At 67.9% G+C, this 24,654-nt stretch carries 23 protein-coding genes; 19 read left to right on the top strand and 4 right to left on the bottom strand.

Annotation, left to right across the window (positions count from 1 at the left end):
* Position 1 precedes the first annotated feature (1 nt).
* Genes VIK36_RS07530 through VIK36_RS07545 form a run of 4 tightly spaced genes read left to right on the top strand, consistent with a single transcriptional unit; the run spans position 2 to position 2,952 of the window.
* A complete protein-coding gene (locus VIK36_RS07530) occupies positions 2–766 on the top strand; it encodes a CoA transferase subunit A (protein WP_224027299.1) in 765 nt (254 codons plus the stop codon).
* Positions 763–1,545 (top strand): CoA transferase subunit B, encoded by a 783-nt coding sequence (locus tag VIK36_RS07535; protein ID WP_420716257.1) that lies wholly within the window; start codon positions 763–765, stop codon positions 1,543–1,545. Before VIK36_RS07530 ends, VIK36_RS07535 begins: the two co-directional genes overlap by 4 nt.
* Entirely contained in the window at positions 1,542–2,108 is a 567-nt protein-coding gene (locus tag VIK36_RS07540; RefSeq protein WP_324644671.1) for a MaoC family dehydratase, read from the top strand. Before VIK36_RS07535 ends, VIK36_RS07540 begins: the two co-directional genes overlap by 4 nt.
* 4 nt (positions 2,109–2,112) lie before the next feature.
* Positions 2,113–2,952: an HpcH/HpaI aldolase/citrate lyase family protein gene (locus VIK36_RS07545; protein WP_255175014.1), complete on the top strand. Its 840-nt coding sequence runs from the start codon at positions 2,113–2,115 to the stop codon at positions 2,950–2,952.
* On the opposite strand, the gene VIK36_RS07550 is transcribed toward VIK36_RS07545, so the two are convergent.
* Complete coding sequence (locus tag VIK36_RS07550; protein ID WP_324645247.1) at positions 2,953–4,422, bottom strand: lipase maturation factor family protein; 1,470 nt, start codon at positions 4,420–4,422, stop codon at positions 2,953–2,955. It lies immediately after the preceding gene.
* Between the two features lie 109 nt (positions 4,423–4,531).
* Here VIK36_RS07550 and dxr point away from each other — a divergent pair, with 109 nt between their 5' ends.
* The 11 genes from dxr to VIK36_RS07605 all read left to right on the top strand — a co-directional run bounded on the left by dxr (position 4,532) and on the right by VIK36_RS07605 (position 16,201).
* Entirely contained in the window at positions 4,532–5,716 is a 1,185-nt protein-coding gene (gene dxr, locus VIK36_RS07555) for a 1-deoxy-D-xylulose-5-phosphate reductoisomerase (RefSeq protein WP_324644672.1), read from the top strand.
* Positions 5,717–5,733: 17 nt separating this feature from the next.
* On the top strand, positions 5,734–7,065 hold the full coding sequence (locus tag VIK36_RS07560) for a site-2 protease family protein (protein WP_324644673.1): 1,332 nt from the start codon (positions 5,734–5,736) through the stop codon (positions 7,063–7,065).
* Positions 7,066–7,151: 86 nt separating this feature from the next.
* Complete coding sequence (locus tag VIK36_RS07565; RefSeq protein WP_420716258.1) at positions 7,152–7,940, top strand: MarR family transcriptional regulator; 789 nt, start codon at positions 7,152–7,154, stop codon at positions 7,938–7,940.
* Positions 7,937–8,542: a hypothetical protein gene (locus tag VIK36_RS07570; RefSeq protein WP_324644675.1), complete on the top strand. Its 606-nt coding sequence runs from the start codon at positions 7,937–7,939 to the stop codon at positions 8,540–8,542. The genes VIK36_RS07565 and VIK36_RS07570 overlap by 4 nt, the downstream gene beginning before the upstream one ends.
* 96 nt (positions 8,543–8,638) lie before the next feature.
* Positions 8,639–8,932, top strand: coding sequence for a YciI family protein (locus tag VIK36_RS07575; protein WP_224025578.1), 294 nt, complete (start codon positions 8,639–8,641; stop codon positions 8,930–8,932).
* Between the two features lie 34 nt (positions 8,933–8,966).
* Positions 8,967–10,133, top strand: a complete 1,167-nt coding sequence (gene ispG / locus VIK36_RS07580) for a flavodoxin-dependent (E)-4-hydroxy-3-methylbut-2-enyl-diphosphate synthase (RefSeq protein ID WP_018771945.1) — start codon at positions 8,967–8,969, stop codon at positions 10,131–10,133.
* On the top strand, positions 10,096–10,986 hold the full coding sequence (locus tag VIK36_RS07585) for a GNAT family N-acetyltransferase (RefSeq protein WP_324645248.1): 891 nt from the start codon (positions 10,096–10,098) through the stop codon (positions 10,984–10,986). Before ispG ends, VIK36_RS07585 begins: the two co-directional genes overlap by 38 nt.
* Before the next feature lie 39 nt (positions 10,987–11,025).
* On the top strand, positions 11,026–11,787 hold the full coding sequence (locus VIK36_RS07590) for a hypothetical protein (protein ID WP_324644676.1): 762 nt from the start codon (positions 11,026–11,028) through the stop codon (positions 11,785–11,787).
* 363 nt (positions 11,788–12,150) lie between these two features.
* Positions 12,151–13,962 carry a proline--tRNA ligase gene (locus VIK36_RS07595; protein ID WP_324644677.1) on the top strand — a complete coding sequence of 604 codons (1,812 nt, stop codon included), beginning with the start codon at positions 12,151–12,153 and terminating at the stop codon, positions 13,960–13,962.
* Positions 13,959–14,753, top strand: coding sequence for a sulfite exporter TauE/SafE family protein (locus VIK36_RS07600; RefSeq protein ID WP_324644678.1), 795 nt, complete (start codon positions 13,959–13,961; stop codon positions 14,751–14,753). Before VIK36_RS07595 ends, VIK36_RS07600 begins: the two co-directional genes overlap by 4 nt.
* A 56-nt stretch (positions 14,754–14,809) precedes the next feature.
* Entirely contained in the window at positions 14,810–16,201 is a 1,392-nt protein-coding gene (locus VIK36_RS07605; protein ID WP_324644679.1) for a pyridoxal phosphate-dependent decarboxylase family protein, read from the top strand.
* Between the two features lie 42 nt (positions 16,202–16,243).
* Here the strand turns inward: VIK36_RS07605 and VIK36_RS07610 are convergent, their stop codons facing one another.
* The 3 genes from VIK36_RS07610 to VIK36_RS07620 all read right to left on the bottom strand — a co-directional run bounded on the left by VIK36_RS07610 (position 16,244) and on the right by VIK36_RS07620 (position 19,357).
* Positions 16,244–17,299: an aminoglycoside phosphotransferase family protein gene (locus VIK36_RS07610; protein WP_255175556.1), complete on the bottom strand. Its 1,056-nt coding sequence runs from the start codon at positions 17,297–17,299 to the stop codon at positions 16,244–16,246.
* On the bottom strand, positions 17,292–18,059 hold the full coding sequence (locus tag VIK36_RS07615) for a VIT family protein (protein WP_324644680.1): 768 nt from the start codon (positions 18,057–18,059) through the stop codon (positions 17,292–17,294). The genes VIK36_RS07610 and VIK36_RS07615 overlap by 8 nt, the downstream gene beginning before the upstream one ends.
* Positions 18,060–18,160: 101 nt before the next feature.
* Positions 18,161–19,357, bottom strand: a complete 1,197-nt coding sequence (locus VIK36_RS07620) for a DUF4439 domain-containing protein (protein WP_324645249.1) — start codon at positions 19,355–19,357, stop codon at positions 18,161–18,163.
* Positions 19,358–19,464: 107 nt separating this feature from the next.
* On the opposite strand from VIK36_RS07620, the gene rimP reads away from it, so the two are divergent.
* The 4 genes from rimP to infB all read left to right on the top strand — a co-directional run bounded on the left by rimP (position 19,465) and on the right by infB (position 24,654).
* Positions 19,465–20,076 carry a ribosome maturation factor RimP gene (rimP, locus tag VIK36_RS07625; protein WP_324644681.1) on the top strand — a complete coding sequence of 204 codons (612 nt, stop codon included), beginning with the start codon at positions 19,465–19,467 and terminating at the stop codon, positions 20,074–20,076.
* Entirely contained in the window at positions 20,076–21,056 is a 981-nt protein-coding gene (gene nusA, locus VIK36_RS07630; RefSeq protein WP_159632360.1) for a transcription termination factor NusA, read from the top strand. Before rimP ends, nusA begins: the two co-directional genes overlap by 1 nt.
* 179 nt (positions 21,057–21,235) lie before the next feature.
* Positions 21,236–21,583 carry a YlxR family protein gene (locus VIK36_RS07635; protein ID WP_324644682.1) on the top strand — a complete coding sequence of 116 codons (348 nt, stop codon included), beginning with the start codon at positions 21,236–21,238 and terminating at the stop codon, positions 21,581–21,583.
* 152 nt (positions 21,584–21,735) lie between these two features.
* Entirely contained in the window at positions 21,736–24,654 is a 2,919-nt protein-coding gene (infB, locus tag VIK36_RS07640; RefSeq protein ID WP_324644683.1) for a translation initiation factor IF-2, read from the top strand.

Consider the following 24,654-nt stretch of genomic DNA (forward strand, 5'->3'; position numbering starts at 1 on the left):
GATGATTGACAAGGTTGTTGCCAGTGCAGACCAAGCCGTTGCGGACATTCCCGACGGCGCGTCGCTGGCAGTGGGCGGATTCGGGCTCTGCGGAATTCCGGTGGCCCTGATCGACGCCCTCCACCGGGCCGGCACCTCGGGGCTGGAAACCGTCAGCAACAACTGCGGCGTGGACGACTGGGGGCTCGGCATCCTGCTCCGTGACGGCCGCATCCGCCGCACCATCAGCTCCTACGTTGGCGAGAACAAGGAGTTCGCCCGCCAGTACCTGGCCGGCGAGCTCGAGGTGGTGCTCACCCCGCAGGGCACGCTGGCTGAAAAACTGCGGGCCGGCGGGGCCGGGATCCCGGCGTTCTACACCAAGGCGGGGGTTGGCACGCAGGTGTCCGACGGCGGCCTGCCGCAGAAGTACGACGCCAACGGCGGGATCGCGGTTGCCTCCGCTCCGAAGGAAGTGCGCTCCTTCGGGGGAGTGGACTACGTCCTGGAAGAGTCACTTACCCCTGACTTCGGGCTGGTGCACGCGTGGAAGGGCGACCGGCACGGCAACCTGGTCTTCCACGCCACCGCCATGAACTTCAACCCGCTGTGCGCCATGGCAGGGCGCATCACCATCGCCGAGGTGGAGGAACTCGTGGAGCCCGGCGAACTGGACCCGGAGCACATCCACACGCCCGGGATCTTCGTCCAGCGGGTGGTCCTGGCGCAGGACGGGGAGAAGCGGATCGAAAAGCGGACGGTGGCACTCAACCAGGCAGGAGCATGACCATGGATCCCAACAGCCCCGAAGCGCCCCGGCCCGAAGCCGTACGCGCGGAATACCGGCGGGCCGGTTCCCAGCAGCATGCCGGGCCCGGTGATTCCACACCGGCGGCGGAGACCAAAGGCTGGACGCGCAACGAACTTGCCGCACGCGTGGCCAAGGAACTCCGCAACGGCCAGTACGTGAACCTGGGCATCGGCATGCCCACCCTGATCCCCAACTACATCCCGGCGGGCGTGGAAGTGGTGCTGCACTCCGAGAACGGGATCCTCGGCGTCGGACCCTACCCAACAGAGGACGCCATCGATCCCGACCTGATCAACGCCGGCAAGGAGACCGTGACCGTGAACAGGGGAGCGGCGTTTTTCGACTCGGCCACGTCCTTTGGCATGATCCGCGGCGGCCACGTTGACGTGGCCGTGCTCGGCGCCATGGAGGTGGCCGCCAACGGGGACCTGGCCAACTGGATGGTCCCGGGAAAGATGGTCAAGGGCATGGGCGGGGCCATGGACCTGGTGTTCGGGGCCAAGCGTGTGATCGTGATGATGGAGCACGTCGACCGCAACGGCAACCCCAAGATCGTCCGGGAATGCTCGCTCCCGCTGACCGGAAAGGGCTGCGTGGACCGGATCATCACGGACCTGGCCGTCATCGATGTGGTCCGGGACGGCAGCGGATCACGGCTGGTCCTGAGCGAACTGGCCCCCAACGTCTCCGTCGAAGATGTGGTGGCCGCCACCGGCGCGGACCTGTTCGAGGAAGACAGGGAACTCACCGTATGACCGGCAGCAACCCAACAGACGGTAACGCCATAGACGGCAACCACGCGGTCGACGGCGGCCGGCGGGTCATCGAGCAGCGCGGGCTGTACTTCGACGAACTCGAGGACGGCCTGGTGTATGCGCACCGTCCGGGCAGGACGGTGACGGAGACGGACAACGTCCTCTTCAGCACCCTGACCATGAACACCCAGGCGCTGCACCTGGACGCCGCCTGGAGCGCCGGCCAGCCCTTTGGGCAACGGCTGATGAACTCCATGTTCACCCTGGCCACCATGGTGGGCCAGTCCGTCACCCAGCTGACCCAGGGGACCATCATCGCCCAGCTGGGCCTGACCGACGTGTCCTTCCCTCACCCGCTGTACCACGGGGACACGCTGTACACGGAGACGGTCATCACCGGCAGGAGGCTTTCGGCCTCACGCCCGGGCCAGGGCATCGTTACCATGGAGCACACCGGCCGCAACCAGGACGGCGCCGTGGTGGCACGCGCCACCCGCAGCTGCCTGATGTGGACCCGGGAGGCGCATCAGAGCGCGCAGAGCAGCCAAAACGTCGGAGAATAGCCTTATGACCTTTGTGATGGGCCCCGCCCTGCTCTTCTGCCCCGCCGACCGTCCCGAGCGCTACCAAAAGGCCGCCGCCCGCGCGGACGCCGTCATCCTGGACCTCGAAGACGCGGTGGCGCCGGCGGACAAGCAGCGGGCCCGCGGTGCCATTCTGGCCCAACTGGGCACCACCGGCGTGGAGCCCGAGCTTGAGCCCAGCTGCACCATTGTCAGGGTCAATCCGGTCGGCACGGAGGACTTCGAAAAGGACCTGCACTGCCTGGCCCACACGCCCTACCGCACCGTGATGCTGGCCAAGGCAGAATCGGCCGAACAGCTCAAGGCGCTGGAGGGCTACCAAGTGATTGCGCTGTGCGAAACAGCGGTGGGCGTCCTCAATGCCCCGGCCATCGCCGCGGCGCCGAACGTGGTGGGCCTGATGTGGGGTGCCGAGGACCTGCTGGCCAGCCTGGGCGGTACGTCCAGCCGGAAGGACGACGGCGGCTACCGGGCAGTGGCCCTGCACGCCCGCTCGTCAGTGCTCCTGGCAGCGCGGGCCCACGGCAAGGAAGCAGTGGACGCCGTGTACACCAACATCCCGGACCTCGACGGGCTCGCCGCCGAGGCGGCCGACGCCGTGGCCTCCGGCTTCAGCTCCAAGGCCTGCATCCATCCCAGCCAGGCCGCCGTGGTCCGGAAGGCCTATGCGCCCTCGGACGATGAGGTGGCCGCAGCCACTGCCCTGCTGGACGCTGCCGCGTCGGCGGGCTCCGGGGTCTTCAAGTACCAGGGCAAAATGATCGACGGCCCCATCCTCAAGCACGCCCAGGAGATCGTCCGCCGCGCCGCCGTGGAGGCATAACTACCGTTGCCGTCCCTCCGGCCGCCGCAGGGACGTGGCCGGGATCGGCTCATACAGCAGCGTCCGCACCCAGCGGTTCCCTGTTTCCCGGAACTCCTTCCGGCTGGCGAAGCGGTAATGGAAGCTGCGCACGCGCACCCAGCGTGGCGCGGCGCCGTCGAACGGGTCCTTTCGCAGCAGCCGCAGCATGTGCCGGTCCGCCGCCAGCAGCTTGCCCAGGAACGCATAGAACCATTCCTCGTGCACGGTCCGCAGCGGCAGGAACCACATCAGCCAGTCCAGCCGCAGGTGGTACGGGGCCCACTGCCGCGGAATGCGGCGCACATCACCGGGCTTGCCCTTGAAGCCGTACTCGCGCCAGTCCGAGCTGTCATCGGGGTCCTCATCCAGCGTGCCCTCCACCACGATCTCGATGCGCTGTTTGGTCACCGTGCCGAACGCACCGTAGGCATTGACCAGCTGCCACCGGTTGAAGCTGGCATTCATCAGCTGCCGGCGGGAGAAAAGGTTCCGCAGCGGCCAGTAGCTCAGCGCCAGCAACAGGAGGGAGGCCGCCAGGGTGATGGCCAGCCACCAAAGCGGGGTTTCCGGCCGGGTGCCCGTGGCGGCATTCCAGTCCGCGGGGATGGCGGGGATCACGGCGTGCGCCACGGGGTCGCTGACCGCCGCGAACGCCAGCACAAGGGCCATCCAGTTCAGCCAGGCGAAGTTGCCGCTGGCCACCAGCCACAGCTGGGTCACCACGACCACTCCCGCCGCGACGCTTGCCACCGGCTGGGGTGCGAACAGCAGGAACGGCACCACCAGCTGGGCGATGTGGTTGCCCACCACCTCGATCCGGTGCAGCGGCTTGGGCAGCAGGTGGGCCTGCCGGCTCAACGGCCCTGGCATGGGCTGTGTTTCGTGGTGGTAGTACAGGGCGGTCAGGTCGCGCCACTCCCTGCCGCCGCGGATCTTGATCATCCCAGCGCCGAATTCCAGCCGGAACACCAACCACACAATCAGGATCAGGATGGTCCGGGGCGGCTCCGTCTGGTTGGAGCCCAGGAAGCCAACGGTGAAGCCCGCCTCCAGGAGCAGCATTTCCCAGCCGAACCCGTAGAAGGTCTGGCCCACGTTCACGATGGACATGTACAGCAGCCACAGGGCCAGGAACGCAATCAGCGGCACCCAAGGCGGTCCCAGCTGCGGGATTCCGGCCACCAGCAGCGCCGACACCACCAGCCCTGCGGCGCAGACTCCGCGCAGCAGCCCGTCCGAGTACCGCCAGCGGAACAGCGTGGGCCGCCGAAAACGGGAGAACGTGGAAAGGAACGCGGGCACCGGGAGGAGGCCGCGCTCGCCGAGCAGGGCGGGGAACTGGTTCATCGTGGACAGGAACGCAACAAAATACAGCGCCGCCACACCCCGTTGCAGCACCTGCCGGGCGAACCCGTATTCCGGCGCGTCAAACCACCACAGCCAGTCCACGGATTCCACGTTACGCCCGGTCACGCGGGGGTCAAGGTGCACCATCAGGCGGGGCGCAGCACGGCCGGGGGCGTCAAAGGGGCCCGGACGGGTGCGGGATACTTAACCCATGCAGCCACGCAGAATCGTCCTCCTCGGATCCACCGGTTCCATCGGCACCCAGGCGATTGACGTCGTCGACGGCGCCCCGCACCTGTTCGAGGTGGTGGCGCTCAGTGCCGGGGGCGGCAACCTGGAGCTCCTGGCCCGGCAGGCGGTCCACACCGGCGCCGCTGCGGTGGGGATTGCCGGCGGGGATCCTGCCCGGCTGGCGTCGCTGATCAGCGACGCCGCCGCTGCAGCCGGCCGCCCGGGGTACCGGCCGGAGATCGTGGCCGGCCCGGACGCGTCCGCCCGCATTGCCGCGATTGAGGCGGACGTGGTGCTTAACGGCATCACCGGATCCATCGGCTTGGCACCCACGCTCGCGGCCCTCAAGTCCGGGGCCACCCTTGCCCTTGCCAACAAAGAGTCCCTGATCGTGGGCGGCAGCCTGGTCAAGGCCGCAGCCCGCGAAGGCCAGATCGTCCCCGTCGATTCGGAGCACTCCGCCATCGCCCAGTGCCTGCGCTCCGGCGCTGCCGGTGAGGTGGACAAGCTCATCCTCACAGCTTCAGGGGGACCGTTCCGGGGCAGTAGCCGCCAGGAGCTCCACTCCGTCACCCCCAGGGAGGCCCTGGCCCATCCCACCTGGGACATGGGCGTCATGGTCACCACCAACTCGGCCACCCTGGTGAACAAGGGCCTGGAAGTCATCGAGGCGCACCTGCTGTTCGACATTCCCCTGGACCGGATCGACGTCGTCGTGCACCCCCAGTCCGTGGTCCATTCCATGGTCCAGTTCGTCGACGGCTCCACCATCGCCCAGGCTTCCCCGCCGGACATGCGCCTGCCAATTGCCCTGGGGCTCGGCTGGCCGGCCCGCGTGCCCAACGCCGCCGTCCCGTGCGACTGGACCCAGGCCGCCACCTGGACCTTCGAACCTCTGGACACAGACGCCTTCCCCGCCGTCGGACTGGCCAAGGACGCCGCGAAGCAGGGGAGCACCTACCCTGCTGTCTTCAATGCGGCCAACGAGGAAGCGGTCACGGCGTTCCATGCCGGCCGGATCCGGTTCACCGACATCGTCGACACTGTGGACAGTGTGCTCAGCGAACACTCAGGTTCCTCCGGGCTGACGGTTGAATCCGTGCTGGATGCTGAAAGCTGGGCACGCGCCCGGGCCCACGAACGTTTAGCAGTCAGCAGTCTCTAGGAAGCAGCAGCACCTCCATGACCCCTGTCCTACTTTTCATCCTCGGCGTCGTCTTCGTCGCCCTTGGCATCGCCGTGTCCATTGCGCTCCACGAAGTGGGCCACCTGGTTCCCGCCAAGCTCTTCAAGGTCCGCGTCACCAAGTACATGATCGGGTTCGGCCCCACACTGTGGTCGCGCCGGAAGGGCGAAACCGAGTACGGCGTGAAGGCCGTGCCGCTGGGCGGCTACGTCTCCATGATCGGCATGTATCCGCCGAACAAGGAGGACGGCTCGGTCCGGCCTTCGAGCACCGGCATGTTCCAGACGCTGGCCACCGAGGCCCGTTCCATGGCCCACGAGGAAGTGGGGCCCGGCGACGAAAACCGGGTCTTCTACCGCCTGCCGGTCTGGAAGAAAGTCATCGTGATGCTGGGCGGCCCGGCCATGAACATGATCCTTGGCGTGCTGCTCACCGCCGTGCTGCTGATGGGCTTCGGTGTTGCGACGGCCACCACCACCATTTCCGACGTGTCCAAGTGCCAGGTGGCCGCAGGGCAGACCGTCGACCCCGATTCTGCCGACTGCCAGCTGACGCCCGCCGCCGCGGCCGGCCTGAAGCCCAATGACACCATCACCTCCTTCGACGGCAAACCCGTCACCAGGTGGGACCAGTTGACGGAATGGATCCGCGCTTCCGCCGGCAAGGAAGTGGCCATTACGGTGCAGCGGGACGGCAACCCGGTATCCACCACCGTGACCCCCGTCCTGTCGGCCCGACCGGTCGTGGGAACCGACGGCCGCCAGGCCACCGACGCCGCCGGCAACCTCCAGTACCAGAACGTCGGATTCCTTGGCATCGGCGCGCAGACGGCGCTGGTGCCCCAGCCGGCGTCGTCCGTCCTGCCCATGGCGGGGGAGAACATCCGCCAGGTGGCCGGTGTTGTCTTCAACCTGCCGGCCCGCGTGGTGGGCGTGGCCAAGGCTGCGTTCAGCGAAGAGCCGCGCGACCCCAACGGGCCCATCAGCGTGGTTGGCGTGGGCAGGGTTGCGGGCGAGGTGGCTGCCATGGAGGCCGTGCCGATGCAGTCCCGGGTGGCAACCCTGGTTGGCTTGCTGGCCGGCCTGAACTTCGCACTTGCGGTGTTCAACCTGGTCCCGCTCCTCCCGCTGGACGGCGGCCACGTTGCGGGCGCCCTGTATGAGGGCGTCCGGCGCCGGGTGGCAAAGCTCCGCGGGCGGCCGGATCCCGGGGCCTTCGACATCGCCAAACTGCTTCCCGTCACGTACGTGGTCGCCGCACTGTTGATGGGCATGAGCGCGTTGTTGATCTACGCGGATATCGTCAAGCCGGTCAACCTGTTCGGATAGTCACCCCACATCGGTTGACTTTCAAAAATAAACCAAATCTGATTGATTGATTGGTCTCAACCGCCTATGGTTGAGAGATGTTCGTCATGACCATCGATCAGCGCGGAAGCACCGGTGACCAGGACCGTGTACCGGCCCTGCTCGACGAGCTTGCCGGCCTTGAGCTGCCCGGCGGGGAACAGCCGGTCTTCGAGCGTTCCGTAGGGGATGAAGTCCAGGGGGTGGTACGGGACGCCTCCGCCGTGGTGGAGATAGCCCTGCACGCGCTCCGCGGCGGCCACTGGTACGTCGGGATTGGTGTTGGGACCGTAGTCCTGCCGCCCCATGCCAGCCCCCGGGAAGGAACTGGAACGGCCTTTGTTGCCGCGCGGAAGGCTGTTGAGCTTGCCAAGGGCGCAGGTTCCCAGGTGCCGTTGTCGGTGGTGCCCGGCATCATGGCAGGGGAAGCGGCCAAGGGGGTCGCTGCAGGGGAGGGGGTGCAGGCCTGTGCCAATGCGGAGGCGGTGCTCAGGCTGCTGGGCCGGCTTGTCCAGGACCGCACGGAAGCCCAGTGGCGGGTGGTGGACGCCCTGCGCCGCCTGGGTGGACGGGGCCAGGGCCAGGGCCGGCACGGAAGCCAGAAGCACGTGGCGCTTGAACTCGGAATTTCGGAGCAGTCGGTGAGCCGTACCGTGCTTCGCTCCGGGTGGCAGGAAGAATGGGCGGCCAGGCCCGCCGCGTCCATGCTTCTTGGTTTTGCCGACTCCCGGGTTGGCCAGGCCGAAAAGGATGTCCCTGCGCAGCAGCCTATGACCGTGCAGCAGCATGTGCCTGCGCGGCAAAAGCCGGCGGACCGGCTTGACGTTGAAGCGGACCGGATTGAAGGAGACACGTGACCGCACTGTGGGTGGCAGTGGCCTTGGTGGTGGCGGGCTTTGCCGGCTGGCCGGTCACTGCGCTGGTGTTCAAGCTCGCCCGGACCATCGACGACAAGGCAGATGCCGCCAAGGCCGCGGAGGAAGCCCGGTCGGCGGAAGAGGACCCGTCGGCCGACGTCACCGTCGATGACCCTTCCCCCGCATCCCCGGGGCCGCGCGGAGGCACAATAACGGCGGCGGCCGCAGACCCGCTTCCTGGCGCAGGCCCGGCTCATGACGCAGCCGGCGGCGCAGGCAACCAGGCAGTGGACAGCGAGCTGACCGCCCCTCCCGGCCGGCCGGCGTCGAACGCCGCCGCAGCGGGACCGCCCGCACCCAGCCAGCGCATCCTGCGCGGCGGGGCCATCATCGGCGTGCTGGAGCGGCTGGGTGTGTGCCTGGCAATCCTCACAGGCCAGCCCGTGGCCATCGCCTACATCGTTGCCATCAAGGGCCTGGGCAGGTTCGCCGAGCTGAAGGAGACGCCGGTTGCCGCTGAGCGTTTCATCATCGGGACCCTTACTTCCATGCTCTGGGCCGCCGGCACCGCTGCCGCGGTCAAAGTCCTCTTCCTGCACTGACCGCAGCCTCGTGCGCGCCGCCCACCCCGCCCGGCACATCCTCCGGCATTGGGGATTGGGACGGTACCAGGGTGGCCATGGCGATAGGGTAGCGGTATGACAGTTTTTGCCGTTGAGTACGTTTATGCCGCCAACTCCACCGAAACCCGCAATGAGGTCCGCCCCGCGCACCGGGAATGGACAGGCGGCCTGGCACAGGACAGCGTCATCGTGGCCAGCGGCCCCTACGGCGACGGCGCAGGTGCCCTGCTGATCTTCAAGGCGTCAGATGAAGGCGCCCTCAACTCGATCCTCAAGCAGGACCCTTTCGCTGAAGCCGGTGTGATCGCCGGAACCCGCATCACGGAATGGTCTCCGGTGACCGGCATGCTGGCCGGGATTGCCGCGTAGCCGCTTTTTTACCCTTTCAACTCAAGGAGTCCACGTGACCTCGGTCAGCCTGGGAATGCCGTCAGCACCACCGCCCGTCCTTGCCCCCCGCCGCAAGACGCGCCAGATCAAAGTCGGCTCGGTAGGCGTAGGATCTGATTTCCCCATCAGCGTGCAGTCCATGACCACCACGCCCACCACGGATATCAACGCCACCCTGCAGCAAATCGCCGAGCTCACCGCGTCCGGCTGCGACATCGTCCGCGTGGCCTGCCCGTCCGCCGACGATGCCGAGGCACTGCCCATCATCGCCCGGAAGTCGCAGATCCCGGTCATCGCGGACATCCACTTCCAGCCCAAGTACGTCTTCGCAGCCATCGAGGCAGGCTGTGCGGCAGTGCGCGTGAACCCCGGAAACATCCGCAAGTTCGATGACCAGGTCAAGGAGATCGCCGCCGCCGCCAAGGACCACGGCACCTCCATCCGCATCGGGGTCAACGCGGGCTCCCTGGAGCCGGGCATCCTCAAGAAGTACGGCAAGGCCACCCCCGAAGCGCTGGTTGAATCAGCGGTCTGGGAAGCCTCGCTCTTCGAAGAACACGGCTTCCACGACTTCAAGATCTCCGTGAAGCACAACGACCCCGTGATCATGGTGGCCGCCTACGAGATGCTCGCGGAAAAAGGCGACTGGCCCCTGCACCTGGGCGTCACCGAAGCCGGCCCCGCCTTCCAGGGCACCATCAAGTCCGCCACGGCCTTCGGGGCGCTCCTCTCCCGCGGCATCGGCGACACCATCCGCGTGTCCCTCTCCGCGCCGCCGGTGGAGGAGATCAAGGTGGGCAACCAGATCCTCCAGTCGCTGAACCTGCGCCCGCGCAAGCTTGAAATCGTGTCCTGCCCTTCCTGCGGCCGTGCCCAGGTTGACGTGTACACTCTGGCAGAACAGGTCACGGCCGGGCTGGAAGGGATGGAGATCCCGCTGCGCGTGGCAGTCATGGGATGCGTCGTCAACGGCCCCGGTGAGGCCCGCGAGGCTGACCTTGGTGTTGCCTCCGGCAACGGCAAGGGCCAGATCTTCGTGAAGGGCGAGGTCATCAAGACTGTTCCCGAGAGCGCAATTGTTGAGACACTGATCGAAGAGGCTATGCGTATCGCGGAAGAGATGGGGGAGGCCGATGGCGAAGATGCTGTCAAAGGTAGCCCCGTGGTTAGCGTCTCGTAAGGACGCGGCAGACCCCGCGGGGCTTTCTGTCCGTACCCTCGACGGCCAGGACACCCCCGCGCTGAAATCGCTCGCCGGGCAGGACCCGGTGACCAACGTGTTCATCCTGGCGCACCTTCGTGCCACGGGGACGGCCGCGCCCACCAGCGGCGGTGCCGGGGTCATCGGCGTTTTCGACGACGGCATCCTTGCAGGCGCGTGCTGGGCCGGAGCCAACCTGGTTCCGGTCCAGCTCGATCCCGCCCTGGCCCCCCTGGTGGCCGAGGCCGCCAACAGCTCCGGGCGCCGGTATGCGTCTGCCTTCGGTCCGGCAGACGCGGTGCTGGCGCTTTATGCCGAACTGGCGGAGCTCGGCCACCGTGCCCACGAGGTCCGGGCCGACCAGCCACTGATGGTCATCGAGGGGCCGCCCCTGGTGCAGCCCGATCCCGGCCTGACCCTGGGGAACCTGGCCGACTTCGACCGCATCCTTCCGGCCTGCGCCGCCATGTTCGAGGAGGAGGTGGGCTACTCGCCCTACCTTGGCGGCAGGGAGTTTTACAGCCGCCGCGTCGAGGGCCTCATCAGGCAGGGTCATTCCATGGTCCACCTCAATGACGCAGGGGAGGTGGTGTTCAAAGCCGAGCTGGGGGCGGTGACGGACGATGTCACCCAGGTCCAGGGGGTCTGGATGAACCCGGTCTTCCGCGGCCAGGGGTTAAGTGCCGGCTACATGTCGGCAGTCGTGGAAAAGGCCCAGCAGATAGCACCGGTGACCAGCCTCTACGTCAACGGATTCAACACCAGGGCAAGATCCACCTATGAACGCGTCGGCTTCCGCCAGGTGGGCACCTTCGCTACAGTTCTCTTCTAGCCGGCGGTCGCCGGTTCCAAGCAGAATATTGGGGGAAAAGTGAAGACATCGGTGCTGGGAACTTTCGGGGCTTCAGTCCTCTTGGCCGCAGCAGTTTCTGCGTGTGGGGGACCCGGGCCGCAGGCCGCAGAGTCCTCTCCCGCACCGTCCGCGGGCTCCGGCACCACGGCCGCCGCCCCCACCCCCACGGCGACTCCAACGCCAAGCCCGACGGCGAAGGCATATACGGCTGAAGAACTGGCCACCATTGTGGGCCAGGTGCGGGACGCGGCCGACCGGAGGCTCTCCGTCCTGCCCAGTGCCGATATCAACACCACGCTGGAGCAGACGAAGGCGATGCTCGCTTCCATCGACGTCAAGCCGGAGGAGTGCAAGGCGCTGGCTGCGGCAAGCGCCGTGCCTTCGGTCGACGGAGCGGCCATGGCCGTGGGCATGAGCAACGATGCGTCCACAGGCGCTGTCACCGCCCTGTCACTGGTTGCCGGCCTGGACCAAAGTTTCCTCAGCAAGGTTGCCGACCCATCGGAGCAGCTGGCGAAGTGCTCCTCAATGACCATGACTGCCTCCGGCATGGACATCTCGGTCACCATCACGCCGGTGGACGCCGGCACGCAGCCCGGTGCGGTCGCCTACCGCACGGACAGTGCCCTGCCGGACGGCCGCACCCAGTCCACCATTACGGCGCAACTGGTCCACCAGGGCGTGGTGCTCACCTCGCTTGCGTCCGGCGGCGCAAGCGAGGCCGACGCCGTCCGGCGGGCAGGTGCGCTCCTTGACTCCGCGGCCGCCCTGGTGAAGTAACAATCGGCAACGGAAGCAGCAACCGGCGGCAAACGGATTCCCAAAAATAAAAACACTTGTCAAACGTGTGCACGATCACATAAGTTCGATCTAGCTGCGCTGGAAGTGGGGTGGGCGGTCTCACCAGTCCTCACCAGTACTCAGGCGATAACGGCGTTGAGCCACGCCCGGATGCGATGACCAGCCCTATTGGGGGGCCAGGGGCTTTGTATTCCCGGGCGTGGCTCTACTGTGTCCGGGGGTGGTCCCAGGCGCTCCCGCCACCGCCAGTCGGTCCCGTAGGTTGAGTGCCGGTAGATTAGTACCCAGACGAATTTGTCCGGCCCTGCTGACCCAGCACTTCCCCAGAAACGGATACCACCCGTGGTCCTACGACTGTCCCAGCTTTTCCTGCGCACGCTGCGCGAAGACCCCGTCGACGCCGAGGTCGCCAGCCACAAGCTCCTGGTCCGCGCCGGCTACATCCGCCGTGCCGCCCCCGGCATCTACACCTGGCTGCCGCTGGGGCTGAGCGTCCTGCGCAAGGTCGAGGAAATCATCCGCGAGGAAATGACGGCCATCGGCGCCCAGGAAGTCCACTTCCCGGCCCTGCTGCCCCGGGAACCATATGAGGCCACCAACCGCTGGACCGAATACGGCGAGGGCCTGTTCCGGCTGCAGGACCGCAAGGGCGCCGACTACCTGCTGGCCCCCACGCACGAGGAAATGTTCACCCTCCTGGTCAAGGACCTGTACTCGTCCTACAAGGACCTGCCGCTGAGCCTTTACCAGATCCAGAACAAGTACCGCGACGAAGCACGCCCCCGGGCAGGGCTCCTCCGCGGCCGTGAGTTCATCATGAAGGATTCCTACTCCTTCGACGTGGACGACGCCGGACTGGATGCCAGCTACGCAGCGCACCGCGCCGCCTACCTGAAGATCTTCGACCGCCTCGGACTCGAAGTTGTGCCTGTAGCGGCCACTGCCGGCGCCATGGGCGGATCCAAGAGCGAGGAATTCCTATTCCCCACCGAGATCGGCGAGGACACCTTCGTCCGCTCCGCAGGCGGCTACGCGGCCAACGTGGAGGCTGTCACCACGGTGGTCCCCGAGCCGATCGACTTCACCAATGCCCCGGCCGCGCAAGTCCTGGACACCCCGGACACGCCCACCATCGAGACCCTGGTTGCCGCGTCCAACCAGATTGCCCCGCGGGCAGAGGCCGACGGCGGCGCCTGGACTGCCGCTGACACGCTCAAGAACGTGGTCCTCGCCGTCACGCTGCCCACCGGTGAGCGGCAGCTGGTGGTCATCGGTGTTCCCGGCGACCGCGCGGTGGACCTCAAGCGCGTCGAAGCAAACATCGGCGCCTTCCTGCCCATTGCGGGCGAGATCGGACTCGAGCAGGCCGGCGAGGAGGACCTGAAGAAGCAGCCGCTGATCGTCAAGGGCTACCTGGGCCCGGGCCTTTCCCTGGACCACGCCCTCCTCGGCGCCGAGAGCGCCACAAAGCTCCTCTACCTGGTGGACCCGCGCGTGGTCAGCGGCACCGCCTGGATCACCGGTGCCAACGAGGCCGGCAAGCACGTCTTCGGTTTGGTCGCGGGCCGCGACTTTACCTGGGACGGCGTGATTGAGTGCACCGAAGTCCGCGCCGGCGATCCTTCGCCGGACGGCTCCGGCCCCCTGGAGACCGCCCGCGGCATCGAAATGGGCCACATCTTCCAGCTGGGCCGCAAGTACGCCGAAGCCCTGGACCTCAAGGTGCTGGACCAGAACGGCAAGCAGGTAGTGGTCACCATGGGTTCCTACGGCGTCGGCGTCACCCGTGCCGTGGCCGCGCTGGCTGAGGCCAACCATGACGACCGTGGGCTGGTCTGGCCCCGCACCGTGGCACCCGCCGACGTGCATGTGGTGGCCGTGGGCCGCGGCGAGGAGATCTTCCAGGCAGCGGAGAAACTCTCGGCGGATCTCGAAGCAGCAGGCCTGTCGGTCATCTACGACGACCGTCCCAAAGTCTCGCCCGGAGTGAAGTTCGGCGACGCGGAGCTGGTGGGCGTTCCCACCATCCTCGCCGTGGGCCGCGGGCTGGTGGACGGCGTGGTGGAGATCAAGGACCGCCGCAGCGGTGAAGCCGAGAACATCGAGGTGGACAAGGCCGTCGACTACGTGGTCAACGCCGTCCGCAACCAGTGATCTCCGGCTTCGAGTCGATCCAGCTCACCACCATCATCCTGATCGTGGTGGCTGGATTCGCAGCCGGCTGGGTTGACGCGGTGGTGGGCGGCGGAGGCCTTATCCAGCTTCCCGCACTGCTGCTGGTTCCCGGCATTGCGCCCGTCCAGGCGCTGGCCACCAACAAGATGGGCTCCATCTTCGGGACCGCCACCAGCGCCGCCACCTACTACCGGAGAGTGGGGCCGGACCTTCGGACGGCGGTCCCCATGGCCGTCATAGCCCTCGCGGGCAGCTTCGGCGGAGCGAGCCTGGCGGCCACCCTGCCGGCCGGGGTCTTCAAGCCCATCATCGTGGTGGCGCTGGTCGCCGTCGCGCTTTTCACCGCCCTCAAGCCCAGCGTCGGCGAGCTGACGGCACTGCGGCACGAAGGCCACCGGCACTATGTGGTCGCCTGCCTCATCGGTGCGGTGATTGGGTTCTATGACGGTCTCATCGGCCCCGGGACGGGGTCTTTCCTGGTCATCGCCCTGGTGTCCGCCATGGGGTATGCATTCCTGGAAGCGAGCGCCAAGGCCAAGATCGTGAACATGGCCACCAACGCCGGGGCGCTGCTGTTCTTCCTGCCGCACGGCTCCATCCTGTGGGGCATCGGGCTGCTGCTCGGAGCAGCCAACATGGCCGGAGGCTACCTGGGCGCCCGGACCGCGGTGCAGCAGGGCAGCAAGTTTGTCCGGGTGGTCTTCCTGGTGGTTGTCGGGGCCTTGATCGTCAAGCTCGGTTACGACGTCTGGCAGGAAAACTTCGCCTGATCCCGTCCCGGAAACTGGTCCTCGTGACGCGGGCCTGCCCGGCGTAGCATGCAGGTATGGTACACGGCGACGACGGGTATGCCGCGGCGTTGGCGGCCGCAGCAGGGCATTCGCAGGCCTGGCTGGCCAGCCTCCGGAACCGCCCTGTAGGACCCCGCCTGCATGCCTCTGATCTTGCCGGCGTGTTTGGCGGGCCGCTGCCCGCAGCGGGCATGCCCGCTGCTGAGGTGATCGATTTCCTGGCCACGCAGGCCGAGCCCGGGCTGATGGCCATGCCCTCCGGCCGGTTCTTCGGCTGGGTCATCGGCGGCACGCTGCCCGCTGCCCTGGCCTCCGACTGGCTGGTCAGTGCCTGGGACCAGAACGCCGGTCTCCGCTACGCGACTCCGGCGACGGCAGCCATCGAGGAAGCCGCCGGTCAGTGGGTGCTGGAGCTGCTGGGGCTGCCGCAGGGGGCCGACGTCGGCTTCGTCACCGGCGCCACCATGGCGAACTTCACCGGAATGGCCGCTGCCCGGTGGCGGTTGCTCGCGGACGCCGGCTGGGACCTGGACCGGGACGGCCTCTCCGGTGCACCCCGGATCCGCTGCTTCGTGGGACGGGAACGGCACGACACCGTGGACCTTGGCCTGCGCTACCTGGGCCTTGGTAAGCCAAGGGAGGTCGACGCCGACGGCCAGGGCCGCCTTGTCCCTGCAGCGCTCGATGTGGCCCTTGCTGATGGCGCCGGACCCGCTTTGGTGTGCCTCCAGGCCGGCAACCTGCACTCGGGTGCCTTTGACCCCTTTGCCGAGGCCATCGCCGTCGCACGCAAACACGGCGCGTGGGTCCACGTCGATGGTGCCTTCGGCCTGTGGGCTGCCGCTGTGCCGGAACTGCGGCATCTCACCCGGGGGTTTGAAGAGGCGGATTCGTGGGGCACGGACGCCCACAAGACCCTGAACGTGCCCTACGACTGCGGAATCGCCATCGTCCGGGACCCGTCGGCGCTGCGGGCTGCGATGGGCCTGCATGCCAGCTACCTGGTGCATGACGCCGAAGGCCCGGGCGACCCTTTCGAAAAGGTCCCCGAGCTGTCCCGGCGCGCACGGGGAGTTCCGGTCTGGGCGGCCCTGAAAAGCCTTGGCCGCGACGGGGTGGCCGCCCAGGTGGGCGGCCTGACCGCGGCAGCAACGGCCATCGCGGAGGGGGTGGCCGCCCTGGACGGGGTGGAGGTACTCAATGACGTCGGCTACACCCAGGTGTGCCTGGCATTCGGGGATGACGAGACCACCCGCGCAGTCACCGCCCGCATCATCGAGGAGGGAAAGGTGTGGATGTCCGGTTCGCACTGGCGGGACCGTGACATCCTCCGGGTTTCGGTGAGCAACTGGCACACGGCGGGGGAGGATGTGGCCACGGCAGTGGACGCTGTAAGGTCAGCCCTGGCCGCGGTGCGGAACTCCTGACCATCCAGCGCCGGTGCGCGCCTTCCGGCAGCAGGGCGGACCCTATCCGCCCTGTCCAGGTTCCGGCAGCGAATGGGGATGCGGCAGGTCCTCCAAAGTGTTTCCGGCGAGGGTGCTGGCTACCCAAAGCGACCGCGCCAGGTCGCCCCGGTGCCCCTTCCCGGCGTACCACAGCGCGTTTTCCACCTCCCTGGCGATGCCCCATTCCCGCGCCGCGGCAGGGTCCAGGCCGGCGGCGGTGCTGAAGTCGTGGCAGCGGCTGAGGAGCGCTGGACCGGGCCGGGCGGCGGGCAGGTCTCCCAGGCGGTTCCAGAGCAGCGGTGCAACCGCGAACTCCGGCTCACCGATCATGGGCTGGGGGTCGATCGCCGCATAGCCGGCCGGGGTTGCCCCCGCTGTTCCCGGCCGGGCCAGGATGTTCAGGAAATGCAGGTCCGTGTGGACCAGGAGATCCCGGGCGGACCGGCGTCCCACCGCGCCGCGGGTCTGGCACACCTCCAGCGCCGCTTCCAACAGCCACCGGGGAAACGGCCGTCCCAGCTGTTCCCAGTCCGCGGGCAGGTCATCGCTCCATTGTTCGGCCCGGGCAGCTATGTGGGTGAACTCCTGCCATTCCGGGCGGTGGTCCGGGACGAGTCCCAGCTGGCGCACCAATCCGCCCCACACCTGCGCTGCCTCCTCCAGCGGCAGGTCCGCCAGCGACCGGCCGGCGTCGAGGCGTTCCAGGAGCATGGCACAGGATCCACTGTCCGAGGCCATCAGCAGAACGGCGCCGCGGCCGCCCCAGAGCGCCAGCGCATGCCGCTCCACCGTCGCCTCATCATGGGGAAAAGCGATTTTGAGGGCTGCCGGCGAGCCGTCATCCTGCCGTACCGGGACGACCAGGCCACCGTGGCCGCTCCAGGGAAAGCAGCCCGGGGCCAGGTCAACCTCCAGGTGCCACTGCTCCAGGCGGTCCGCCAGCAGGCCCGGAAGACTGTCCAGCCAGGCCCGTCCCGCACTGCTGCGGGCATAGCGGGAAGCGAGGTCCGGGGGAACGGGAACGGGAGATGGCAAGCGGTCCGGTGACAAGGCGCCGGGCACCACGGGATCAGACAACACCGGAGGCCCCGAGCAGGTTGCCGATCACGAACGTTGCCGCGAGTGCCAGGGCCCCGCCCACCACCACGCGGACAGCGGCCCTGGTTTTCGAGCTGCCGCCAATCCAGGCACCGAGTGCACCTGTCAGCGCCAGGGCCACCAGCACCGATACGAACGTCAGCGGGACCCGGATCCCCGGCGGTGGCAGCAGGATGGCCAGCATGGGCAGGATGGCGCCAATGGTGAAGGCAATGGCTGAGGCGAAAGCCGCGTGCCAGGGGCTGACGATGTCCGCTTCGTCGATGTTGAGCTCGGCGGACAGGTGCGCTGCCAGGACATCGTGGGCCGTAAGCTCGCCGGCGACCTTGGCCGCAGTTTCCGGGGTGAGGCCCTTGGCCTGGTAGATGGCGGTCAGCTCGGCCAGTTCCGCTTCCGGATCTTCCGCCAGCTCGCGGCGCTCCTTCTCGATCAGGGCCCGCTGGCTGTCGCTTTGGCTGCTGACGGAAACATATTCGCCCAGCGCCATGGACACCGCACCGCCCACCACCCCGGCTACGCCCGCCGTGAGGATGGGGCCCAGCTCGGCGGTGGCCCCGGCCACGCCCACGACGATGGCGGCAACGGAGACGATGCCGTCGTTGGCGCCCAGGACACCGGCGCGTAGCCAGTTCAGCCGGTGCGCCGTGTCGTCGCCGTGCGGTTCCGTCTCCAGGTGGCGGTTCAGATCCGGGCCGGCTGCATTGGTCCCCGGGGCATCGGCCGGTTCGTCCGCGTTCATCCCTTCAGCAAACCACCCCCGCCAGCCCAATGCCACCCTCCACAAGGCCTTCCTTCGAGAGCGGATCCAGGGTGGGAAAGGCGGCCCCTTCGCCACGGGGTTCAGGATGCAGCGGGCGACGGCGCCAGTCCGGTCCCGGTGGGACGGCCGGCCCCGGCGGGAAGGGCAGGCAGTTGCCCGATGTCCAGGGTCAGGCCCGGCACAGGCCCGGGGTCTGCTCCCCAGCGCAAGGCACGGCTTGCGGCGGAGCGAAGGGCTGCCAGGGCCCATATCCGGTCCTGGCCCTGCGAGACGGCCACAGCGTCGCCATACGAGGACAGCGTTGCCGCTTCAAGTTTGCCCAACCCGGCCGCCGGGGCAGCCAGGAAGCCCGGATCGAGGACGTATCCGGGCTGTTGCGGCACGGGGCCGCCGCAGGCCGCCCGGAGACGTTCCGCCGCGGCCGAAGCCAGCTCCTTGTGCGCGCCCAGGAATTCCGACGCCGGACCGGCCTCCGCGGGAGCGAGGCGGGGGAGCGCCGCCTGGTAGCCGTAGACGGCCTGCTGCTCGGCGGAAACGGCAGCGGCCAGGGCCTGGCGCGTGCCTGGGGGAGTGGCGGGCGCCGCGCTGTCCTTCGCGGACGGGGCTGAGGCGGACGGGCCTGAAGCGGCCGGGGACGATGTGGCCGGGACCGAAGGCGAGGGGCACGGAGAAGCGGCTGCTGGTGTCCCCGGCTCCTCGGCGTCCGGTCCTGGGGTTCCCTGCGGCGCGGGGACCCCGGTGGCAGCGGCAAGACGCCCGGCCGCGATGAGCTGCGCGGTGCCGGCGCCCGCGAGGAGCCGTGCCATCCCCCCGTCGGCCGTTTCAGCGTCCCTGAGCCGGGTGGCCCCGCTGGTGGCCAGGGCCTGGACCAGCTCCGCGGCGTTTCGAGGACCGGCGGTGGAAGCTGCTGACGGGCTTGCCTGCGGCGAGGCCTGGGGGGACCCGGCCGCGGGCCCGGTGGCGGAACCGGTCATGGAGGCCGCGCCCGGGGACCTCAACGCCCTGGCCTGGATGGTCAGCAAGGTCACAACAGGGTCCACAGCGGTGGAATCCGCGGCGCCGGCGGAAGCGAGCTCCATTCCGGCGGCCCGCAGATCGAGGGCCGCACTGAGCGCTGCCGCCCGGGCCCGCTCGGAAAACGGAGGCTCGGCAGGGGCGGGTTTTTCCGCGGGAATCAGGGCGAAACCGAGGCTCAGGACAACCAGGGCAGCAAGGGCAAAGACGGCAAATCGGATCGGGCGCATGCGGGGGTCGGTGTCCTGGCGGCGGGCTTTCACAACAGACAATGGTGTCACGCTGAGGGGGCACCCCGGTGCACCACTGGACCGGTAAAATAGCTACGCTAGTAAACACCACATCATCTATAGGGAGGGCGGCCGGCATCGTGAGCAATGCAGAAGCCACGGCTTCACCAGACCATACCGGTACGGGAAGCGGATCCGCGCCGGCCCACAATCCTGAAGCTGCCAGGCTCAGGGCCCTCCTGGAACCCGCAGTCCAGGCCAACCGACTGTACCTTGAGGATGTTGCCATCATCCCCGGCTCCCACCGGGTGGTCCACGTTGTGGTGGACCTGCCGCAGGAGGAGACCGGCGGGGTCAGCCTTGACGTCATTGCCGACATCTCCCGGGTGCTCTCTGACGTGCTGGACAACGACCCAAACGACGACGGCCGGCCCTACGACCTCGAGGTGTCCTCACCCGGCGTCGGACGTCCCCTGACCGAACCCCGGCACTGGCACCGCGCCCGCGGCCGGATGGTCAAGGTCAACGTCGTCCAGGGCGAAAACGTCACCGGCCGCATCCACGCCGTGGACGGCCGGGGAGTGACGCTTATCCCCGAGGTGCTCGTCAAGAAAGGCATGAAGCCACGGCAGGGTGACCCAGTAAAACTTCCTTTCGACAGGATCCGTAACGGAAAAGTCGAGATCGAATTCAGCCACCTCCCGGAGGACGGTCTGGAACCTGAACACAATGGACCTTCTGAGGAGGCCTGATGGATATTGACATGAGCGCACTGAGACTTTTGGAGCGTGAGCGTGAAATCCCGCTGGACCTCCTGATCCCCACCATCGAGCAGGCGCTCCTGGTGGCCTACCACAAGTCACCCGGCGCCTTCGAAAAAGCACGCGCCGAACTGGACCGCAAGAGCGGCCACGTCACCATTTGGGCTGTCGAAATTGACGACGACGGGGCTCCCATCGGCGAATTCGAGCACACCCCGGAGGGGTTCGGCCGCATCGCCGCCAGCACCGCACGGCAGATCATCCTGCAGCGCCTCCGCGACGTTGAGGACGACAACGTCCTGGGCGAATTCAAGGGCCGCGAAGGCGAGCTGGTGTCCGGCACCATCCAGCAGGGCAACAACCCGCACATGATCCAGGTCAACCTGGGTTCGATCGAGGCTCTCCTGCCGCCGCCCGAGCAGGTTCCCGGTGAAAAGTACATCCACGGCAACCGGCTGCGCGCCCTGGTCATCGATGTACACCGCGGCACCAAGGGCCCGTCCGTCACGCTGTCACGGTCCCACCCGGGCCTGGTCCGGAAGCTCTTCGAACTCGAAGTACCCGAGATCGCCGACCACTCCGTGGAAATCGTGGCGCTGGCCCGCGAAGCCGGGCACCGCACCAAGATCGCCGTCAAGGCGAACACCCCGGGAATCAACGCCAAGGGTGCCTGCATCGGTGAAATGGGCTCCCGCGTCCGCGCCGTCATGACCGAGCTGAACGACGAAAAGATCGACATCGTCGACTTCAGCGAGAACCCGGCCACGTTCATCGCCAGCGCCCTTTCGCCGTCGCGCGTGAATTCGGTCACGATCACGGATGAAGCCACGCGCTCCGCCCGGGTGGTGGTCCCCGACTACCAGCTGTCCCTGGCCATCGGCAAGGAAGGCCAGAACGCCCGCCTGGCGGCCAAGCTGACCGGGTGGCGCATCGACATCGTCTCCGACGCCGCGGGCAACCGCGATAAATGACGTCCGGGCAGGGTGGCTGATGCACCGCATTAGCCACCCGGTTTCGGGCAGAACGGCCCGGAGGGGCTAGAATAGATAAGACCGCGCCTAACGGCCGGTAGCCGTGTGCCTTGGGCGTGCTCGTTTCCGTGACTGCGGAAACGGTAAAACCTGCGGCCAGCAGAAGGAACGTCAGGACGATGACCGTGGCAGAAATGCTTTCCACCGGGAATCAGCCCCAACGTACCTGCATCGGCTGCCGGAAGAAGGGTCCGCGGTCGCAGTTGCTCCGGCTCGTCGCCGAAGGCAGCGGGTCAACCGCTGTCCTGGTGGATGAACGACGCCGGATGGCTGGCCGGGGTGCATGGCTGCACCCCAGCGCATCGTGCCTGGCTCTGGCGATCAAGCGGCGAGCATTCGGACGTGCCCTCGAGGGCGCAACCGGGACCGCCGCCGTCGAACACCGGATCACGTCAGGCCCGAACGTTGACGCCGCCCCGGTGGCTGCAACACCAACCGTCCAACCTGAAAGCGGGTCAGAAATCTGATGGAAACCCGATGAGTTCCCAGCGATGAGTGCGTAACGATGACAACTTTGTTGCGCTCTGCAATGGGCCCCTTCGCATCAACAGCGGCTGGGGTCCGCAGTAAGAAGTAGACGGTTCGTGCCTGGCTCGGTGCGGACCGAGACAGGAGAAATGTGGCCAAGGTCCGCGTACATGAGCTCGCCAAAGAGCTCGGTATAACTTCCAAAGATGCAGTGACAAAACTGCAGGAACTGGGCGAATTCGTTCGCTCCGCCTCGTCAACCATCGAGGCCCCCGTTGTGCGTAAACTGCGCAACGCCTTCCCCGACGCTGCCGCAAAGTCGGCAGCACCGGCCGCAGCGCCCGCCGCTGCCCCCAAGGCACCCGCTCCCGCAGCAGGTACCCGTCCTTCAGCCCCGGCTCCCGGCCCGGCTGCGCCCAAGGCTCCGGCCCCCAAGGCTGAGGCCCCGGCTCCGGCCGCCCCCGCCGAGCCCGCTGCCAAGGAAGCTGCACCGGCAGCGCCGGCTCCCGCCGCGCCTGCCGCTCCCGCGGCACCGTCTGCGGGTGCTCCTTCCACGGGTGCCAAGCCCGGTGCACGCCCGGCTCCCAAGGCCGAGACCCCGGCTCCCTCCGCCCGTCCGGGTGGATCAACACCGGGCGCCTCCGGTCCCCGTCCCGGCGGACCCCGTCCGGGCAACAACCCCTTCGCCACTTCCCAGGGCATGCCCCGGGGCCGCGGCGGAGACAGTGAGCGCGCCCCGCGCCCCGGCAACAACCCGTTCGCCACCTCGCAGGGCATGCCCCGTCCCGGCGGCAGCCGCACCGACGGCGACCGTCCCGGTGGGCCGCGCCCCGCAGCAGGTGCAGGCGGACCGCGTCCCGGTGGGCCGCGTCCCGCAGCCGGTGCCGGTGGGCCCCGCCCCGCCGCAGGTGCAGGCGGACCCCGTCCGGGTGCACCGCGTCCCGGTGGTCCCCGTCCCACGCCCGGCATGATGCCCAACCGCACTGAGCGTCCCGCACCCGCGGGTGCAGGCCGTCCCGGCGGCGGCCGCGGTCCCGGACGCCCCGGTGGCGCTCCCGGCACCGGTGGTCCCGGTGGTGGCGGCGGTGCTCCCGCCGGCGGCGGTTTCGGCAAGGGCGGCCGCGGTCGCGGCGGCACCCAGGGTGCATTCGGCAAGGGCGGCGCAGGCCGTGGCAAGCAGCGCAAGTCCAAGCGCGCAAAGCGCCAGGAACTTGAGCAGATGAGTGCCCCGTCGCTGGGTGGCGTGAGCGTACCCCGCGGCGACGGCAACACCGTCATCCGGCTTCGCCGTGGCTCGTCCATCACGGACTTCGCCGACAAGATCGAGGCAAACCCCGCCGCACTGGTCACCGTGCTGTTCCACCTCGGTGAAATGGCCACGGCCACCCAGTCGCTGGACGAAGAGACCTTCGCCCTGCTTGGCGAGGAACTGGGCTACAAGCTCCAGGTTGTCTCGCCGGAGGACGAGGAGCGCGAGCTGCTCTCCGGCTTCGACATCGACTTCGACGCTGAGCTCGAAGCCGAAGGCGACGACGACCTTGAGGCACGTCCTCCAGTAGTCACCGTCATGGGCCACGTCGACCACGGTAAGACCCGGCTGCTCGATGCCATCCGCAAGTCCGACGTCATGGCCGGCGAACACGGCGGCATTACCCAGCACATCGGTGCCTACCAGGTCACTCACAACCATGAGGGTAATGACCGCAAGATCACCTTCATCGATACCCCGGGCCACGAGGCGTTCACCGCCATGCGTGCCCGTGGTGCCAAGGTCACCGACATCGCCATCCTGGTGGTCGCAGCCGATGACGGCGTCATGCCCCAGACCGTTGAGGCCCTCAACCACGCCCAGGCGGCCAACGTGCCGATCGTCGTGGCCGTGAACAAGATCGACAAGGAAGGCGCCAACCCGGACAAGGTCCGCGGCCAGCTGACCGAGTACGGCCTGGTTCCCGAGGAATACGGTGGCGACACCATGTTCGTGGAGGTCTCTGCCCGCCAGAACCTCAACATCGACGAGCTGCTCGAGGCTGTCCTGCTCACCGCGGACGCTGCCCTGGACATGCGCGCCAACCCGAACAAGGACGCCCGCGGCATCGCGATCGAAGCCAACCTGGACAAGGGCCGCGGTGCTGTTGCCACCGTCCTGGTCCAGTCCGGCACCCTGCGCGTCGGCGACACCATCGTGGCAGGCACGGCCCACGGCCGCGTCCGTGCGATGTTCGACGACGACGGCAGCGCCCTGACCGAGGCCGGCCCGTCCCGCCCCGTCCAGGTGCTGGGTCTGTCCAACGTGCCGCGCGCCGGCGACACCTTCTTCGTGACCGCTGACGAGCGCACCGCCCGCCAGATCGCCGAGAAGCGTGAAGCAGCCGACCGCAACGCCGCCCTGGCCAAGCGCCGCAAGCGCATCAGCCTGGAAGACTTCGACCAGGCCGTCGCCGAAGGCAAGATCGACACCCTCAACCTCATCCTCAAGGGTGACGTGTCCGGTGCCGTGGAAGCCCTCGAAGACGCGCTGCTCAAGATCGACGTCGGCGAAGGCGTGCAGCTGCGCGTCATCCACCGCGGTGTGGGTGCCATCACCCAGAACGACGTCAACCTGGCAACGGTCGACTCCGCCGTCATCATCGGCTTCAACGTCAAGCCCGCCGAGCGGGTTGCCGAACTGGCAGACCGCGAAGGCGTGGACATGCGCTTCTACTCCGTCATCTACGCAGCAATCGATGACATCGAGATGGCGCTCAAGGGCATGCTCAAGCCGGAATACGAAGAAGTCCAGCTCGGCACCGCCGAGGTCCGCGAAGTCTTCCGCTCCTCCAAGTTCGGAAACATCGCCGGCTCGATCGTCCGCTCGGGCATCATCCGCCGCAACGCCAAGGCACGCGTCAGCCGCGACGGCAAGATCATCGGTGACAACCTCACCGTTGAGTCGCTCAAGCGCTTCAAGGACGACGCCACCGAGGTCCGCACGGACTTCGAATGTGGTATCGGTCTGGGGTCGTACAACGACGTCACCGAAGGCGACATCATCGAGACCTTCGAGATGCGCGAGAAGCCGCGCGTCTAA

The sequence above is a fragment of the Pseudarthrobacter sp. LT1 genome (assembly GCF_035621795.1).
GTDB lineage: Bacteria > Actinomycetota > Actinomycetes > Actinomycetales > Micrococcaceae > Arthrobacter.